The organism is Phycisphaerae bacterium, assembly GCA_024102815.1.
Lineage (GTDB): Bacteria > Planctomycetota > Phycisphaerae > UBA1845 > UBA1845 > JAGFJJ01.
The window spans coordinates 20,563-36,895 of sequence record JAGFJJ010000078.1 but is presented as its reverse complement, the minus strand read 5'-3'; the positions used below and the strand labels follow the sequence as shown (position 1 = coordinate 36,895).

The window sequence follows — 16,333 nt, the reverse complement described above, 5'->3', positions numbered from 1 at the left end:
CCGCCTGGCGCGACGCATGCCGTTTCGACCGGCCGCTTGCCCGCCTGTCCGGCGGGCAGGCGGGTAGCCGACCGGCTCGGAGCGAATGCGGGCAAAGCAAGACAGGGCGTGTCAATGCGGAGGGGAACGGCGGCGTTTGCGAAACGTGTGATGCTTGCCGGACAGAACCTAGTGGTCCGATTCACTCGAATGTGCGGGTAAAGATGTTGGATAGCCGATCCTTGTAAGGGCATGGATGCCCTGTCTCAAGGAGGATCGGCATGAAAAGGTGGATCGTTCGGCTGGAGGCCGAGGAGCGGGATGGGTTGAAGCAGTTGGTTCGGGTGGGCAGGGCGGCGGCGTACAAGATCCGTCACGCGAACGTCCTCTTGGCGGTGGATGAAGGGTCCGTGACAGTTTAGGCGGCCTTGGCATAGGCTGGCCGGGCGTTCCAGTACCTTGTCCACCGGTCGTCTTGGGACAGCCAGACGGCGCGGAGGGCCAGGATCGACTCGACGCCCGACAGGCTCCAGAACTGCTCGGTCCCTTTTACGCGTTTGTTGAACTGCTTGACCGCCGATTCCGTGACGCCCGATCCGATCGGCCAGCCCTTGCGCCGGAACGTCGGGTAGTCCATGTGGCGGCGATGGGTTTCGAAGTAGTTCACGTTGTTCGCCAGCACCCGACGCGGATGATCCGGTCCATCGCCCGGCCCGGGCGCTCCCAGTCGTTCCGCGTGCGTCCGCAACGTGGCGATCACCGTAGCCAACTCACCGTTCCACAAGGCGTCCTTCAGTTGCCCGGCCAACGCCTGAGTCTCAGCGATGTCCTTGCCCAGCGCCGCCCGCGCCGCTTCGTGCAGGTGTTCGGCCGCGTGGTAATAGTCCACGATCCGGCGGTCGTGCAGGCATTCCCGCTCACTTAGCGGATCGATCCAGTTTCCGCCGTCGCCCATCACCAACACCGTGACCGCCTGTCGCAGGCCACGCCGTTCCGCTTCCACGTGAACCAGCTTCCCGAAGACCTCCGTCTTCTCCATCGTGGCCACGTAGGTCGTCGCCAGCGGCGTCGGCGGATGCTCCGTGGTTCCGTCGCCGGGCAGATACGACGTAATCGCGCTCACCTTGTCCTCCCGCCAGCGGCTCCCGTTTTCTCCTTGTTTTTCAAGGGTTTGTACGCGACCGCCATCCATCCCGATCACCAGCAAGAGCGGCGCGTTGACGATTCTGCTCGGCAGGGAATCGGGGAGCGTGCTAAACATGATCGGGTGAGACAACAAGACGGCATCGATCCGCCCTTATCGAATCGAGATCGCATCAACGTGCTTCTGGAAGAGTATCGCGCACTCAACGCACTGCTGACGTTCCGCATGACGGCCATGGACCGGCGGCTTCCCGTGGCCGGCGGGCTGTTTGCGTTGCTGCTGGGCAGCATGAGTTCGCTTTCCGGCGAAACGCGCCTGTGGTTGCTCTTGACGCTGCCGCTGGGGCTCATGTGGCTTGTCATCACCACGGCCAATCATGCAAAGTCGAAAGAAGACCATCTTCGGCGCATCGATGAAATCGAGCGTCTGGTCAACGCGATTGCCGGAGAAGAGTTGATGGCATTCCAGTCGCGGCACCCGAAGAAGACCCCGCACGGCACGCTGGATCGCACCGCGCTGGGGACGGGGCTGGCCGTAGTAACGTCGAGCTTGGTGATGCTGATTGCGTGTCAATCGGTTTTCGCGGCGCTGCCGTCGGTCGGTTACGAGTTGCGGTGCGTATACCTGGTGTACGTTGCTTTTTCTGCATGCGTCATGTTCATCCACGGTCGTTCGTTCATTCGATACCGCTATCGAAAGCAGCCGTCCGATCCACCACCGCTCCACGTGATTCGCCGCATCCGCAACGTGCTCCGGTAAGTGATTTTCTTCGTGCCATGGACGTCAAGAATGAAGGACGTTGCTGGCCTGTGCGTGCTCCTCGTAGGTCCACCTCACGGCCGGTAGCGAGTATTGGCGGGGATCATCGAAGGCGATCAACGGCGCGTGATAGGAAAGCAGCACGAGTTCCTGGTCCGGAGCGCTGAACGTGTGAACGAGTCCGCGGGTAAAGCAAACGACGTCGCCCTTTGTCACCGAAGCCGATCGGACATCGCGACCCGTGAAGTCGCTGAGGGACTCGGCGGAGAAGTGATAGAGGCCCGCACCCGAGAGCACGACGATGAACCGGTCGGAGTATTCGTGGGCGTGCATGGGAAGCTCGCAAGCGCCGCGGTCGAAGCGGAGCTTGGCGAGCCCGTCGTCGCGATCCTCGTTCCGTAGCTCCGCCCCCGGCCAGACCGCTCCGGCAACCGATGAAGCGCCCTCGAACGGTGAGCGAAGCTCGATCGGATATCGAGCGAATCCGGCTGCAAGCGAAGCGAACGTGCAGTTGAGCAGCCGTGCGCGAAGCGCGACCGGCTGCGTAACGCGGCAAGCGTTCAGCTCCAAGCGAACCTCGCGGAGGGCCTTTCTTCCGACGTCAAATACGAAGGACATCGGGCATGCAAACTCGTTGACCTCAAGCCCGCAAAGCCCCTCGACCGACTCGAACCTGCAATTCAACATGGCAAACCTCCTCCTGACGGAAGACCTCGCACGCCGGCCCGCCCGAAACACGCGTTAGGGCGCTTTAGCCGACAACTACACCCTCTATATTGTATCGCTCGCCGCGTACAGTTCAAGGCGTGTGTATGGGTCAAAATAAACGCTCTAGCATGGGCAGGTTGTGGCGAAGGCGGCGGAGTGCTCGATCATGGACATAAAGCGAGAGTTTGGCGCCCGGGTCCGGGAGCTGCGAAAACGCGCGGGGCTGACCCAGGAGCAGCTCGCGAAGCGGTGCGGGCGGGGCTTCGTCATGCAGCGAATCGGCGAGGTCGAGCGGGGAGAGGCCAACTGCACGCTTGACACCGTCGAGAGGCTCGCGCGAGGAATCTCGTGCGAGCCGGCGGAGCTGTTCCTATTTCGACCGAAGGCGCTCGGAAAGCGGCTGGGGCTGCTGGACGAGCGGCTTGCCGACCTGTGGAATGGTGCGAGCAAGGAGCAACGCGAAAAGGCCGTCCGGATTTTGAACGAGCTACTGTGAGCGCGCCCTTCGAAGTCGAATGCGCGCCACAATGGTGGAGCGAACGGAGTGGCGGCCGGGCGAACGTTGTTTCGGCGCGGCGACAAACAGCCACGATTCTTGATAAAGTGAGGAATCATCAGATCCCGAGCTTGACCGCAGCAGCACAATAGCGACGGAGGATTGATAGGCCGTCATGCATCTTACCCGGATTTACATCGATGGATTCAAACGCCTCACCGATTTCGACCTCTCACTAAACGAGAAGCTGAACGTCATAGTTGGCGACAACGAGACGGGAAAGACCTCGGTGCTGGAGGCGATTAACCTCGTGCTCACGTGCCAGTATGACGGACGCAGCATCTTCTATGGTGTCGATCCGTACCTCTTCAACCTTGAGCGGGTGGCGGAATACTTCGCAACTCTTCGAAGCGGCAAGCTCACTAGCGCTCCGACAATTCTGATCGAAGCTTACTTCAACGACGATTGCCAAGATCCCGAACTTGGAGAACTCACCGGCACTCATGGTCATGAACACGTTGCGTGCCCAGGTTTGCAGTTGCACATTAAACCTAATAACGAATATACAGAAGAGTTGAAGGAGTACGTCACAAATCCGAATAATCCCGACCTCATCCCTGTCGAGTACTACACCGTTGTGTGGCAATCGTTCAAGGGCGAGACGATCAAGCCCAGAGCAGCCCCGCTCAGGGCCAAACTGATCGATACCAGCATTGGGCGCGCCTATCGCGGTCCGAACATGTATCTAGCCCAGGTCGTGAAAGATGATCTCGAACCCGAGGATCGCCAGGCCCTTTCGCTTGCATATCGAAAGCTACGGCATGAGTTCTCCAGAGGGGATGGTCTGAAGTCTTTGAACAAGAAGCTTGAACAGAGGCACAAGAGCGATACAGGCAAGAAACTGACGGTTCAAATGGACCAGTCGTCCCGATCGTCTTGGGAAAGTGCGATTACGCCACACCTGGATGACCTTCCATTCGACTGTGCAGGGAAGGGCGAGCAGTGCCGCATCCAGATGCGGGTTGCCATCGCAGGTGCCGCGAAGTCGCGCGTTCTGCTCATTGAAGAGCCTGAAAACCACCTTTCCCATTCCAACATGAGCAAGCTGATGGCGGAGATAGCTGCCCAATGCGACGACAAGCATCAGGTTATTGTGGCTACGCACAGTGCTTATGTGTTGAATAAATTGGGAATCGACAATCTCAGACTGATTTCACAAACTGGCCAGACCGCTGCCCTCGGAGGACTGGATCCTTCAACGAGCGAGTACTTTATGAAACTTCCTGGATATGACACGTTGCGGCTCATCCTTGCCAAGCGAAGCATCCTTGTCGAAGGCCCGTCGGATGAGTTGATCGTGCAGCGTGGGTACAAGGACAAGCACGGAAAGCTGCCGCTTGAGGATGGTGTCGATGTGATTTCCGTTCGCTCGCTCGCGTTCAAGCGCTTCTTGGAAATTGCGGTACTATTAAATCTGAATGTTTGCGTCGTCACAGACAACGATGGGAAGATAGAAGCGCTGCGAAAAAAGTACGCAAATTATCTGAAAGGAGCACATTCGACCATCAGGATTCTCTACGACGATGACGAGCATTGCCCGACGCTCGAACCGCAACTTCTGAAGGCGAACAACCGCGAAAGGCTGAACGCGATTTTCGAGAAAACGTACGAGGACGACGCGGCCTTGCTCAAGTACATGGGCAATCCGGACCACAAGACGGATTGGGCTCTCCGAATGTTCAAGTCAACGGAAAACTGGACAGTGCCGGAGTACATCAAGCGTGCCATCGAGTAAGAACAGGGTCATTATTGCATGCGCAGGTTCGGGAAAGACCACACGTCTTGTGCTGGATGCGATCGCCAATACTAATCGGCGGATTGCGTTTGTCACGTATACGATCAACAACACTGAGAGGATCATCGACCGATTTGGCGAGCGGCATGGGGGTATTCCAAGGCATGTCGGTGTGATGACGTGGTTCGGATTCTTGTTGCGAGAGGGCGCAAGACCGTATCAGCACGTCGTCTATCGCGATAAACGGATTGAGTCGATCTGCTTTGTACAGGGCCAATCTCCATATTGGCATGGCGAATCGGACATCGCCCGCCACTACTTATGTGGCGGCGATTTGATCTATACGGACAAGATCGCAAAATTTGCTGTTCGGTGCGATGCGGCCTCGCAGGGGAGTGTAATCCGTCGATTGCGCCAAGTGTACACTGATCTATTCATCGATGAATGTCAGGATTTGGCGGCTTGGGATTGGGATTTCGTAGAACTGCTACTCCGATCCGATATCCGCATCACTCTTGTGGGGGATCCGCGCCAGAGCGTTCTGAGCACCAATCTTGCGCGGAAGAACAACCACTTCCGCAAAAGCGGCATCACGGAATTAATGGAAAAGTGGGAGGACGACGGGCTTTGCAAAATCGAAACAATGAACGAAACCCGTCGGTGTAACCGCGCAATATGCGATTTCGCCAATCTACTCTGGCCGGGCATGGAGGGAATGATCCCTCGTTGCGACGTGCAGACCGGGCACGATGGAGTGTTCTTGGTGCAGGCGAAGAAAGTGGCGGACTATCTCGAACACTTCCGCCCTCAGGTGTTGAAGCATGGGAGGAGGAAAAACGCCCCCGATTATGAACGGGGAGGCCTGAACTTCGGAATAGCCAAGGGAATGGAATGCGACCGAGTGCTAATCGTGCCGACCAGGGCGATTAAAGAGTACTTGAAGACGGGTGATTTGGATGAGCTGTCCGGAAAGGAGCGGCTTCATGTGGCAATCACGCGAGCAAGGCACAGCGTAGCGTTTGTTTACGACGGTCCGTCGGCGATCGTGCCTACGCGCTGGACGCCCTGAGTGCGTGAGGTGAGGGGTGCAGCCGTGAATCTACTATGAACTGGCCAAGTTCCCGCTCAACGACAAGAAGCTCGGCGACGGCAACCGGGACTTAATGGGACCCGTGGAAGTTCTCCCGCGCGCTCAGACGGTTTCCTGCTTCTCCCATGCCTGAGATCGACGGGGCCGTGCAAGCGCGGATTGATCTCCTGTCGGACTGGCGAAAGCCCGTCACATTGAAGTCAAATTGTGGAAGCGTTGCCTTACGACGACAGCAGACATCACGCGAAGCGAGAGCCGACGCTGACTCAAAAAAGTTGCACGTTGTTGCGGAGGCGCTGGCGGACTTCCTCGACGACTTCGAGAAGAGCGGCTTCAACGTCGTGATAGGTACCGGTGCGGTTCGCGGTAACGGTGATCCTGAATCCGTGCTCCGTGGGAAAAGTGAGACGAATGCCGGTTGCTTTGCGCGCCGGTTTGCCGCGGCGCTGGCGTGCGACTTTGGCGGCCTGGTGATGCGATAGACGGCCGGCCGCTGTTTCGGCGGCAAGCCGGCTGCGGGCGCGGTCGTCTTTCACCTTGGAAAGCTCATAGGCTGAGCGCGCCGGAATCTCGCCGGCGTCGACCTGCTTCTGAATATCGTCAGGCAGGCGTAAGAGCGCCAAGGCACGGCTCACCGTTGATGGCTGAACGCGAAGCGCCTCGGCGACCTGCTTGCCGTTCCAGCCGTTGAGTTTCATCAGGCCTGCGAAGGCGCGGGCCTGTTCGATGGGTTTGAGGTCTTCACGGAGCAGGTTTTCGACCAACTGCTGCTCAAGGATTTCGGACGGGTTCAGCGGCTTCTCCTGGAAGTAGCAATCGATCGTGGGCAGGCCTGCCTGGAGTGTCGCCCGCCAGCGGCGCTCGCCTGAAATGATGATCCATTTCTTGGCTGCTTCGGACCAGCGCACGTGAATCGGCAGAAGCTGTCCCTTCTCGCGGATGCTCTGGGCCAGGCGTTCGATGGCATCCTCCGCGAATTCCGCCCGCGGCTGATCGGGATCGGGGACGACGCGGTTGATCTCTACGGTACCGACTTTGCGCAACGGACGCCGTCCCTCGTCTTTCAGGGATGCAACCGGCGACAGCATTGGTTGGACCTCGGCATCGCGACGGCCCATGGACTCGTCGAGGTTCGGAGTGAGTTTCGCTAAGGTGCCTCTGGTGCTTGCCATGTCATGCTGCTCGTTGTTTGGCGTCGTGGGCTGCGATCCGGTCCTCGATCTCGCTGGCCAACTGGCGGGTGAGGCCGGCGGCGACGGAACGCGGATCGTGTTGCTCGACGGGTTTTCGCGCCGCGACGGCGACTTTGAAGGCCGACGCCTCGGGAATGACGGTCTGAAGAACCATGTGATCGTAGATGGCGCGGAGTCGCTTCTCGTAGGCGCAGTGAATGAGCAGACGGCGGTCGCAGCGGGTCACCAGGTGGCCCATTCGGCGCAGGGACGGATTGAGGACCCTGGCCTGCTCGATGGCCTGGTGGACGGCGCGAAGCCCCTGGGTTCCGAAGTCTTCAGGGGGAACCGGAATCACCACGAAGTCGGCGGCCACCATCGCGGCCCAGCTACACGCATACAGATTCGGCGGGCAGTCGATAAGGGCGAGGTCAAACTCGACGAACTCGTCGAGCAGATTCCTGAGGACGAATTGGAGCATCCCACTATTCTCCGGGCAGGGTGTGTTGAACGTTCCCAGATGCTGATTCGCGGGCACCAGCATAATGTTCTCGAAGGCGGTCGGGACGACGAGGCTTTGCGGAGCGGAAACGAATCGGCTATCATCGAACAACGCCGCGACGGTGTGGTCGGCCGGGAGTTGTTCGACGGTGCTGGATCCGAGGAAGGCCTGGCTGAGTGAGCCTTGTGGGTCGGCATCGACCAGGAGCACAGAACGACCCAGGGCGACAAACGCACCGGCCAAGTGCAGGCAGGTGGACGTTTTGCCGCAACCTCCCTTCTGATTGATAAGACAGATCGTTGTCACTTGTACGTCCTGTCGGCGCGATTGCGTCGCGCCGTTGGCTGCCGATTGTGCGGTCAAGCCCGTCGCGGAAGATTGCCAGTGGCAATTCCGTGTAAGCCCGCCAAAGCACACAAGAAACCCTGGCACATCTCGCGGAAGGTCGTCAAGCGAAATCGACGCGATCGGCAGGTTGGCCGACTCGCAGGAACCGAAGGGCCGCTCGGCGCATTCGGCGGTTTCCTAAAGGGCGCCGCTGTGTTACCTGGGTTCAAGGAACTTAAAGCACGGAGAGAAATGGAGCCTGCGAGGAAACGCCATCCGGCTCGGTCGGGAATCGGGCAATTGACACTCGTGGAGCACGCCCTGTGCCCGCTGGATGCCCGACAAAGCGCGCTGGAGAACCTCGTGCATTCGACGAGCTACCGGTTCACCGATGCCAACAGAAAGCGTCGCTCAGCCAAGGTCCGCGTGTTCTGTCCGCTCGGCCTGTCGGCCGGTGACGAACTATACCTGTGGGGGCTTTTGGCGCTGACGATGACGCACGGCGTGGACGACGCGGAGCTTCGGGCGACCCCGCATTGGTGTCTTCGTCGCCTGAACCTGATCGATACGCAGGGGCGCCGCGGCGGTCGCCAATACAAACAGTTCGAAGCCAGTCTGCGACGGCTGTCGGCGGTCAAATACCTGTGCGACAATTTCTACGATCCGGTTCGCCGGGAGCACCGGCGGGTAAGCTTCGGGTTCCTGAGTTTCAGCCTGCCGCAGGACCCGAATTCGAGTCGCGCCTGGCGCATCGCCTGGGATCCACTGTTCTTTGAGGCCGCAAACGCCGCGGCCGGGCAGTTTCGGTTTGATCTTGAATGTTACCGCAGCCTCGATACCGCAAGCCGGCGATTGTTCTTGTTCGCGTGCAAAGTATTCGCTCGAAGGACGGAACTGCCACCGATGGAGTTAATCGAACTGGGCACGAATCTGCTCGGGTTCGCGCCGACGCTTTCCGTGCGAAACATGAAGGTCAAGGTCGGACGGTGCATCGAGCGGTTGAGGAAGATTGGAGTGGTTCAAGAGGGGATGATCCAGAAAACACGACCGGGAGAATACCGCATCTGCCTGACGCGGGGAGCGTATTTCGACAAGGTGCGCGGCGGCACAGTCCACGCGGCGATGAGGGATGACCCGCTCTGCGATTCACTCGTGGGCGTTGGATTCGACATGCACGCGGCATCGAGGTTGGTGCGACGATATCCGAGGCGGGTGCTGGCGGAATGGGTGGACATTACGCAGGCGGCGCTGGAGCGCTTCGGCCCGTCGTTCTTCCGAAAAAGCCCGATGGCCTACCTGGTGGATTCGGTGACCAAGGCGGCGAAGGGGAACCGGACTCCGCCGGATTGGTGGCGCGAGCTGCGTCGTGAGGAATCGCGTGGGCAGGATGAATCGAAGGAAGCGATGGCGGTATTCAGCCGCCTTCAGAGCGAAGTGTTCGGCGGACCGGCTAAGGACGCCGTGAAAGTCAGCGAGCGGCATGGATTCACCAGTGTGCGGAGCGTCCTTCAAGGAGATGAAAAGAAGCAGCTTCTCTAAAGGCACCTTTGGTTGTACAGGTACTTCTTTGTACAAGTACTTTGGCACGTCCACGGTTCGGCGGGATTCAGGTCGATTGATCGAGTCATTTCGACAAGTTGTGGCTGGGCATGGGACTCGCGGGCTTGAAGAAAGTGCAACGCGAGGGACACGTGTAGGCGGCCGAATCGCAACGCGAGCGACACGTGATTGTCGCCTCGTTTTGCATCGCGAAAGACACGTGGTTGTCGGCTGAAGAAGGGTTCGTGATGGAAGGGTATCTCATGCCGGAAGTGTCGCGCCGGAAGTTGAGCAGCGGCAACGGCATGGATGACGGGTGCGGCGAAGTCATGCTACGGTCACTGCTTGGACAATTCTTCGTTCATGTCCACGGTTTCTAACACACCGAAGGGGTAGTTGAATCGGCCTCCTTCCGCGGCTGCGCGACCGGCACGTTCGTGCAGCCCCGAGGGGAGGGCATGCTGAGTAAGGTTGGCGAAAGGAGGTGGTGATTCGCATTGTTGGCTCCGTGCCAGGAACGTCGAGTAGCGCTGTTGCGGAGCCAAGTGGAACCGATGCGACGGAGGACACGAGAATTCCTTCGCCGTGTTTTCGATCTGGTCTCGATTGAAACCGAATGCTATTGAAAGGAACCATGGATATGGCAAAGGACAATCAAAGCGAAAAGAATCGACCGGTGCACGAGGTCCGGCTTGGGCGGATCAAGGCGGTCATCTGGGGAAACGAGACCGAGGGTGGCGGCTTTCGCCACAACGTCCAGATTCGACGCCTCTACAAGGACGGCGACGACTGGAAGCAATCGGACTCGTTCGGGCGAGATGACCTGCCCCTGGTGGCCAAGGTGGCGGACATGGCCCACACCTGGATTCACCAGCGGTCCCAAGACGAGGTCTGAGGGACGGTTTTCTTCGAGGGTGTTGAAAACAGCATGCCCGACACCCTCGCCTCGGACAGTTGTGCTGCGCACAAGTCAAGGAACACCTCGGGGTCACTTCGGTCGCCGCTCTTACAAATCGACGGATGGGTAGAAGTGTACATCAGGCCTTGCGCCGGTCCGCGCTCCGGACAGCGCGGGTGGGCGAGAGGGCCGGTGGTGCGTAGTTCGGTTTTGAAGGCATAGGCGCCAATTTACAAGGAGAAAGGCATGCAGAACTTGACACGTGCGAGCAGGGAGCTGTTTCGTCGCTCGCCGGATGAGTGTTTCGATTCGTTGGTTTCGCTTTACGAGCGCTGCCAGCAGCGTCGCGAGCGGTCCGTCGATTACTGGCACCCGCCGCAAGACTTGCGGCCGCATGTGGGTGACGGGCGATTGGGTCTCGCGTTCGGCGGCGCTGAGCCGTATCAGATGAACGACTGGTCGTTCTCGCAGGTGTGCCGGTTGGCGAGAGTGAGCAAGGATACGCTGAACCGGCTGAAGCCGGAAACGGCGGGAACGGCGCTCGCCGAGACGTTGCCGCGCTCTGATAAGCCGGTGCAGCTACTCACGTCTGGCAACGGGATCCGTTCGGTCCACGGCGTAGCGTACACGCGGTTGTGGGACGTGGATCTGCTCAACGTGGTGCGGGAGTTCGCGACCGACTTTCAGCCGCCGCAGCGAGCCGGTTTTGTTGCGGGCGGCGCTGTCGATCGACCGACGACCGACCCGGTGCTTGATGACGACATTCCGTTCGAACCTGACCCGGAGCCACGCGAGGCCGCGGAGGGAGCGACCGGGCTTTACGCCGGCGAACAGGACATGTTCTGCTTCTTGATTGACCCGCTCGGGTGGGCGGAGATCAACGGCGAAGCGTTTGCTCCCGGCTTCTTCATCTGGAATTCGGAGGTCGGCAAGCGATCGGTCGGCGTGCAGACGTTCTGGTTTCAGAAGGTCTGCGCGAATCACATCGTGTGGGACGCGGTCGAGGTTGTCGAGTTCTCGCGTAAGCACACGGCCAACGTGCATGAGTCTCTGACGGAGATCCGTCGGATCATCGAGAACCTCGTGACCAAACGCGACGAGCGGCGTGATGGATTCGCCAAGGTAGTCAAGAAGGCCATGGAGACGAAGCTGGGCGACGACGCCGAGGAGGTCGCCAAGGTGTTGACTGATCGCGGAATCGGTCGTTCGGCGGCCAAGGAAGCACTTCGTATGGCCGAGCGGCAAGGGGCGTTTACGATCTTCGCCGTTGTGGACGCGCTCACCCGCCTCGCCGGGAAGCTGGAGTTTGCCGGCGATCGGACGGAGGCCGACGAAAAGGCGAGCCGGCTGCTCGCCCTGGTGGCCTAGCACACGGGAAGCAGGTACGAGAAATGGGTTGGCGCACCACCGGCCCATCTTTGAAGAATGAACGGGCATGCCTGGGCTACTGCAGGGTGGCGGGTGGAAGCGAAGCGTACGGCCGATAGGAGGCGGGCACGGACGCAGCATCAATTGACAACGACTGGTAAATGGCGCCCAATGGTTGGCATGGCCAAGGCGCAGACACGTAGCGGTGCGATGAAGGTGGGAGGCTCGACCGAAGGCGCGAAACGCCCCGCTGATCTCATCCTGACGCTCAACGAGCTTGCGGAGTATCTGCGCCTTGCGAGATCCACGGCGTACAAGCTTGCTCAGGAGGGGAAGATACCGGGTCAGAAGGTAGGAAGGCATTGGCGGTTTCGCAAGGACGCTATTGACCGATGGCTTGATCGTGGCGAACGGGGGTCTGCATGAGCGCGCACAGCGAAGCCGACACATGCAGACTTTACGTAGTTCCCAGGCTTACGGAAGCTGGGTGGGACACTGAACCCTGCTCAATCGCCGAGCAGCGCACGTTTACCGATGGCCGAATTATCGTCTCCGGAAACCGGATTCGGCGCGGCACCAAGAAGCGTGCGGACTACCTGCTCCGCTATGCGCGCGATTTCCCGATAGCAGTTGTCGAGGCGAAGCCTGAGTATAGGACGCCGAGCGCAGGACTCGGGCAAGCCAAGGTGTATGCGCAAATCCTCGGTCTGCGATTCGCTTACTCGACGAACGGGGCTGGAATCGTCGAGTTCGACTTCACGACAGGAGTGGAGCAACAGATCGCCGCTTTTCCCTCCCCCGCTGAGTTGTGGCAGCGCCTTTCGACAGCAGAGGGCCTGACGGAGAAACAGAGCGAACAGCTTCTTCAACCGTTCCATTCGCTCCCCGAAAAAGCGCCTCGCTACTATCAAGAAGTCGCCATCAATCGAGTCGTTCAATCGGTCGTGCAGGGGAAGCGTCGCATACTCGTCACAATGGCAACGGGTACCGGAAAGACCCTGGTGGCCTTTCAGGTTTGCTGGAAGCTTTGGGCAAGCCGCTGGAATCGCACCGGAGAGCACCGTCGCCCCAAGATTCTGTACCTTGCAGACCGCAACATCCTCATCGACGACCCGAAGGACAAGACCTTCGTCCCATTTGGCGACGCACGATACAAGATCGAGAACGGCGAGGTCGTGAAGAGTCGCGAAATGTACTTCGCGATCTATCAGGCGATCGCTCACGATGAGCGCCGCCCCGGTCTGTTTAAGGAGTTTGCACCAGACTTCTTCGACATGGTGATTGTTGACGAGTGCCACCGCGGCTCAGCTCGTGCTGATAGCAGCTGGCGAGAGATTCTTGAATACTTCGCTCCGGCAGTGCAGTTCGGCATGACCGCAACGCCGCTTCGAGACGATAATCGAGACACGTACGATTACTTCGGAAACCCCGTCTATACCTACTCGCTGAGAGAAGGAATCGCCGACGGATTCTTGGCACCGTATCGCGTCCATCGTGTCATTACGACGGCGGATGCCGCGGGGTGGCGTCCAACCAGTGGCGAACTTGATCGCTTTGGGCGCGAGATACCGGACGAGGAGTATCAGACCAAAGACTTTGAGAAAGTAGTCTCGCTGCGGATGCGGACCGAGGCCATTGCCCGGCACATTACCGAATTCATGCGGCAGACGGACCGGTTTGCCAAGACGCTTGTCTTCTGTGTTGATCAAGAACACGCGGACGAGATGCGCCAGATTCTCAACAACCTGAACGCTGACTTGGTGCAGAACCATCCGAACTACGTGTGTCGTGTGACCGCCGATGAGGGCGGAGTGGGGAAGCGGCACCTGAGCGACTTTCAGGAGCTAGAGACGGAGACGCCGGTCATCCTGACTACCTCGCAGCTGCTTACCACCGGCGTCGATGCTCCGATGGTGAAAAACGTGGCACTCGCCCGCGTGGTTGGCTCCATGAGTGAGTTCAAACAGATCATCGGGCGCGGCACGCGCGTGCGGGAGGATTACGGCAAGCTTTACTTCAGCATTCTCGACTACACGGGCTCCGCTACCCGGCACTTCGCGGACCCGGACTTTGACGGTGAACCGGAGCTTGTGACAGAGTCCGTGATCGACGAAGACGGCAACGTGGTCGATGAAGAGGTCATCGACAATGGACGGGATATAGACGGCGATGATTTTGACGGTGACGACGGCGAAGTGATCATCGACGGTGATGGGGCAATCATCGTCGATCCGCCAACACACGAGCGCAGGAAATTCTACGTCGATGGCGGGCACGTTGAAGTCGCGCACCAAGTCGTGTACGAAATGGATGCGAGCGGGAATCAGCTTCGCGTCATTCAATACACGGATTACAGCGCTGAAGCGGTTCGCACGCTGTTTCGATCGGTCGAGGAATTGCGAGCTGTCTGGCGAGCGCCAGCCGACCGGATGGACGTGATAAGCAAGCTGGCGGAGAAGGGGATCGACTTCGAGCAACTGGCCGAACTTACCAATGCGCCCGATGCCGATCCGTTTGACCTCCTCTGCCACGTGGCTTTCAACGCACCGCTTCGCACACGTCGCGAGCGTGCGGAACGGGTACGGACCGGTAGGCAAGATTTTTTCGATCAGTACGGCCCGGAGGCCCGATCCATCCTGGAAGAACTGCTTGAGAAGTACGCGGAGCATGGCCCCGGCGAGTTCAAGCTCCCGGACGCACTCCATGTGCCGCCGATCAGTTCGCACGGAAACGTTGCGGAGATCATTACGCTGTTCGGGGGCAGGGACCGACTCCAGGCCGCGATCGCGACGCTTCAGGAGGAACTCTACGCCGCGTAGGCTGGTGTGGGTTGAACAAGTAGAGAGGGAACATGGCACGAGCACGAAGGGCGAAGTCGAAGAAGGATGAGCAACCGTTGACGACAGCGCAGCAACTCGGTTCGCTCATCAAGTCCGCCCGCGACATCATGCGGAAGGACAAGGGGCTGAATGGCGATCTCGACCGCCTCCCGATGCTCACGTGGATCATGTTCCTCAAGTTTCTTGACGACATGGAGCAGCTTGGGGAGCAAGAGGCCGGTCTCGGCAGCAAGAAGTACAAGCCGGTCATCGAGCCTCCGTATCGCTGGCGCGATTGGGCCGCCCAGGACGATGGCATCACGGGCGATGAACTGATCGCCTTCGTCAACCAGGAAGTCGCTACCCGCCCCGATGGAACGAAAGGGCCGGGGCTGATCGCCTATCTCCGGTCACTCCAGTCATCCAATGGCCGCAGCCGTCGTGAGGTTGTCGCCCGCGTTTTCGACGGCGTCTACAACCGCATGGTGAGCGGCTACCTGCTCCGCGATGTCATCAACAAAATTGACGACATCCACTTCACGTCATCCGAAGAGCTTCACACCTTGAGCCGACTCTACGAGTCGATGCTCAAGGAAATGCGCGACGCGGCTGGGGACTCAGGCGAGTTCTACACCCCCCGGCCTGTCGTACAGTTCATGGTGGCTGTCACCGACCCGCAACTCGGTGAGACCGTGCTCGACCCCGCGTGCGGCACCGGCGGATTCCTGAACGAGGCGTTCGAGCACTTGTCGAAGCAGGTTAAGAAGACCCAGGATCGCAAGACGCTCCAACAGTCCACCATCTTCGGCCAAGAGGCCAAGCCGCTTCCGTACATGCTCGCCCAGATGAATCTGCTGCTCCACGGGCTTGAGTACCCGGACATCACATACGGCAACTCGCTTGCCCGCAAAGTCACCGAAATTGGCGACAGAGATCGCGTGGACGTAATCCTCACGAATCCACCTTTCGGAGGAGAGGAGGAGACGGGCGTCAAGAGCAACTTCCCGGCGGACAAGCAGACGTCTGAGACGGCGCTCCTGTTTCTTCAACTCATCATGCGGCTGCTCAAGCGGCCGGAAAAGAATAATGGAAAGCCCGGGCGAGCAGGCTTGGTTGTTCCGGATGGATTCCTATCGAACGCCGGTGTGGCGTCGCGTATCAAGGAGGAGCTTCTTAAGTCCTTCAATCTGCACACACTCGTCCGCCTGCCCAACGGAGTCTTCGCTCCGTATACACCTATCCCGACGAACCTGCTTTTTTTCGACCGATCCGGACCGACCAAGCAGATCTGGTACTACGAAATGCTGCTACCCGATGGCCGAAAGAACTACACGAAGACCAAGCCGATGCAATTTGAGGAGTTCGCTGACTGCATCAAGTGGTTTGCCAAGAGGAAACGTGAGGAGAACGACTGTGCCTGGAGAGTGGCCGCCGAAGACATTCTGCAATACGACAGTGCCGGGGCTCTTGTGTCAGTGAATCTTGACATCAAGAATCCCAACGGCCAGGAAGCACTCGAACACCTTCCACCTGAGCAGCTCGCCAGTGACATCATCGATAAAGAACGGCAGATCATTGAGATCATGAAGGACATCAAGGCGGAACTACAGGGGAGTATGTGTTGAGCACCAGTGCGACTGCCCCGTTCGAGTCAACAATGCGGCCCGCGCATGAGCCGTGGCCAGTGGTTCCTTTTTCTGAACTCTTCAAGCCGAACCGACGGCCCTATACTCTCGG

15 protein-coding genes are annotated in these 16,333 nt (G+C 59.2%); 11 read left to right on the top strand and 4 right to left on the bottom strand.

All coding sequences use genetic code 11. The features are described from left to right. Window positions 1–260: 260 nt before the first annotated feature. On the top strand, window positions 261–401 hold the full coding sequence (locus J5J06_19930) for a hypothetical protein (GenBank protein MCO6439365.1): 141 nt from the start codon (window positions 261–263) through the stop codon (window positions 399–401). On the opposite strand, the gene J5J06_19925 is transcribed toward J5J06_19930, so the two are convergent. After that, on the bottom strand, window positions 398–1,258 hold the full coding sequence (locus tag J5J06_19925; GenBank protein MCO6439364.1) for a hypothetical protein: 861 nt from the start codon (window positions 1,256–1,258) through the stop codon (window positions 398–400). The genes J5J06_19930 and J5J06_19925 overlap by 4 nt on opposite strands. On the opposite strand from J5J06_19925, the gene J5J06_19920 reads away from it, so the two are divergent. Continuing rightward, window positions 1,247–1,882, top strand: coding sequence for a hypothetical protein (locus tag J5J06_19920; protein ID MCO6439363.1), 636 nt, complete (start codon window positions 1,247–1,249; stop codon window positions 1,880–1,882). The genes J5J06_19925 and J5J06_19920 overlap by 12 nt on opposite strands. 24 nt (window positions 1,883–1,906) lie before the next feature. On the opposite strand, the gene J5J06_19915 is transcribed toward J5J06_19920, so the two are convergent. Beyond that, entirely contained in the window at window positions 1,907–2,569 is a 663-nt protein-coding gene (locus tag J5J06_19915; GenBank protein MCO6439362.1) for a cupin domain-containing protein, read from the bottom strand. A 187-nt stretch (window positions 2,570–2,756) separates the two neighbouring features. Here J5J06_19915 and J5J06_19910 point away from each other — a divergent pair, with 187 nt between their 5' ends. From J5J06_19910 to J5J06_19900, 3 genes are all read left to right on the top strand, one after another. Then, window positions 2,757–3,086 (top strand): helix-turn-helix transcriptional regulator, encoded by a 330-nt coding sequence (locus J5J06_19910; protein ID MCO6439361.1) that lies wholly within the window; start codon window positions 2,757–2,759, stop codon window positions 3,084–3,086. A gap of 175 nt (window positions 3,087–3,261) precedes the next feature. Continuing rightward, window positions 3,262–4,881: an AAA family ATPase gene (locus J5J06_19905; GenBank protein ID MCO6439360.1), complete on the top strand. Its 1,620-nt coding sequence runs from the start codon at window positions 3,262–3,264 to the stop codon at window positions 4,879–4,881. Beyond that, the gene (locus J5J06_19900) at window positions 4,868–5,950 is read left to right on the top strand and encodes a UvrD-helicase domain-containing protein (protein ID MCO6439359.1); all 1,083 of its coding nucleotides are present in this window, start codon (window positions 4,868–4,870) and stop codon (window positions 5,948–5,950) included. Before J5J06_19905 ends, J5J06_19900 begins: the two co-directional genes overlap by 14 nt. A 287-nt stretch (window positions 5,951–6,237) precedes the next feature. On the opposite strand, the gene J5J06_19895 is transcribed toward J5J06_19900, so the two are convergent. Continuing rightward, a complete protein-coding gene (locus tag J5J06_19895; GenBank protein ID MCO6439358.1) occupies window positions 6,238–7,143 on the bottom strand; it encodes a ParB/RepB/Spo0J family partition protein in 906 nt (301 codons plus the stop codon). Between the two features lies 1 nt (window position 7,144). Then, window positions 7,145–7,951 (bottom strand): ParA family protein, encoded by an 807-nt coding sequence (locus J5J06_19890; GenBank protein MCO6439357.1) that lies wholly within the window; start codon window positions 7,949–7,951, stop codon window positions 7,145–7,147. A gap of 273 nt (window positions 7,952–8,224) precedes the next feature. Here J5J06_19890 and J5J06_19885 point away from each other — a divergent pair, with 273 nt between their 5' ends. The 6 genes from J5J06_19885 to J5J06_19860 all read left to right on the top strand — a co-directional run bounded on the left by J5J06_19885 (window position 8,225) and on the right by J5J06_19860 (window position 16,221). Continuing rightward, on the top strand, window positions 8,225–9,511 hold the full coding sequence (locus tag J5J06_19885; GenBank protein ID MCO6439356.1) for a hypothetical protein: 1,287 nt from the start codon (window positions 8,225–8,227) through the stop codon (window positions 9,509–9,511). Between the two features lie 634 nt (window positions 9,512–10,145). Next, window positions 10,146–10,406, top strand: coding sequence for a hypothetical protein (locus tag J5J06_19880; GenBank protein ID MCO6439355.1), 261 nt, complete (start codon window positions 10,146–10,148; stop codon window positions 10,404–10,406). Between the two features lie 249 nt (window positions 10,407–10,655). Beyond that, on the top strand, window positions 10,656–11,777 hold the full coding sequence (locus J5J06_19875; GenBank protein MCO6439354.1) for a DUF932 domain-containing protein: 1,122 nt from the start codon (window positions 10,656–10,658) through the stop codon (window positions 11,775–11,777). A 210-nt stretch (window positions 11,778–11,987) separates the two neighbouring features. Continuing rightward, a complete protein-coding gene (locus tag J5J06_19870; protein MCO6439353.1) occupies window positions 11,988–12,203 on the top strand; it encodes a helix-turn-helix domain-containing protein in 216 nt (71 codons plus the stop codon). Next, window positions 12,200–14,596, top strand: coding sequence for a DEAD/DEAH box helicase family protein (locus J5J06_19865; GenBank protein MCO6439352.1), 2,397 nt, complete (start codon window positions 12,200–12,202; stop codon window positions 14,594–14,596). Before J5J06_19870 ends, J5J06_19865 begins: the two co-directional genes overlap by 4 nt. A 32-nt stretch (window positions 14,597–14,628) precedes the next feature. Further along, window positions 14,629–16,221, top strand: a complete 1,593-nt coding sequence (locus tag J5J06_19860; GenBank protein MCO6439351.1) for an SAM-dependent DNA methyltransferase — start codon at window positions 14,629–14,631, stop codon at window positions 16,219–16,221. Window positions 16,222–16,333 lie beyond the last annotated feature (112 nt).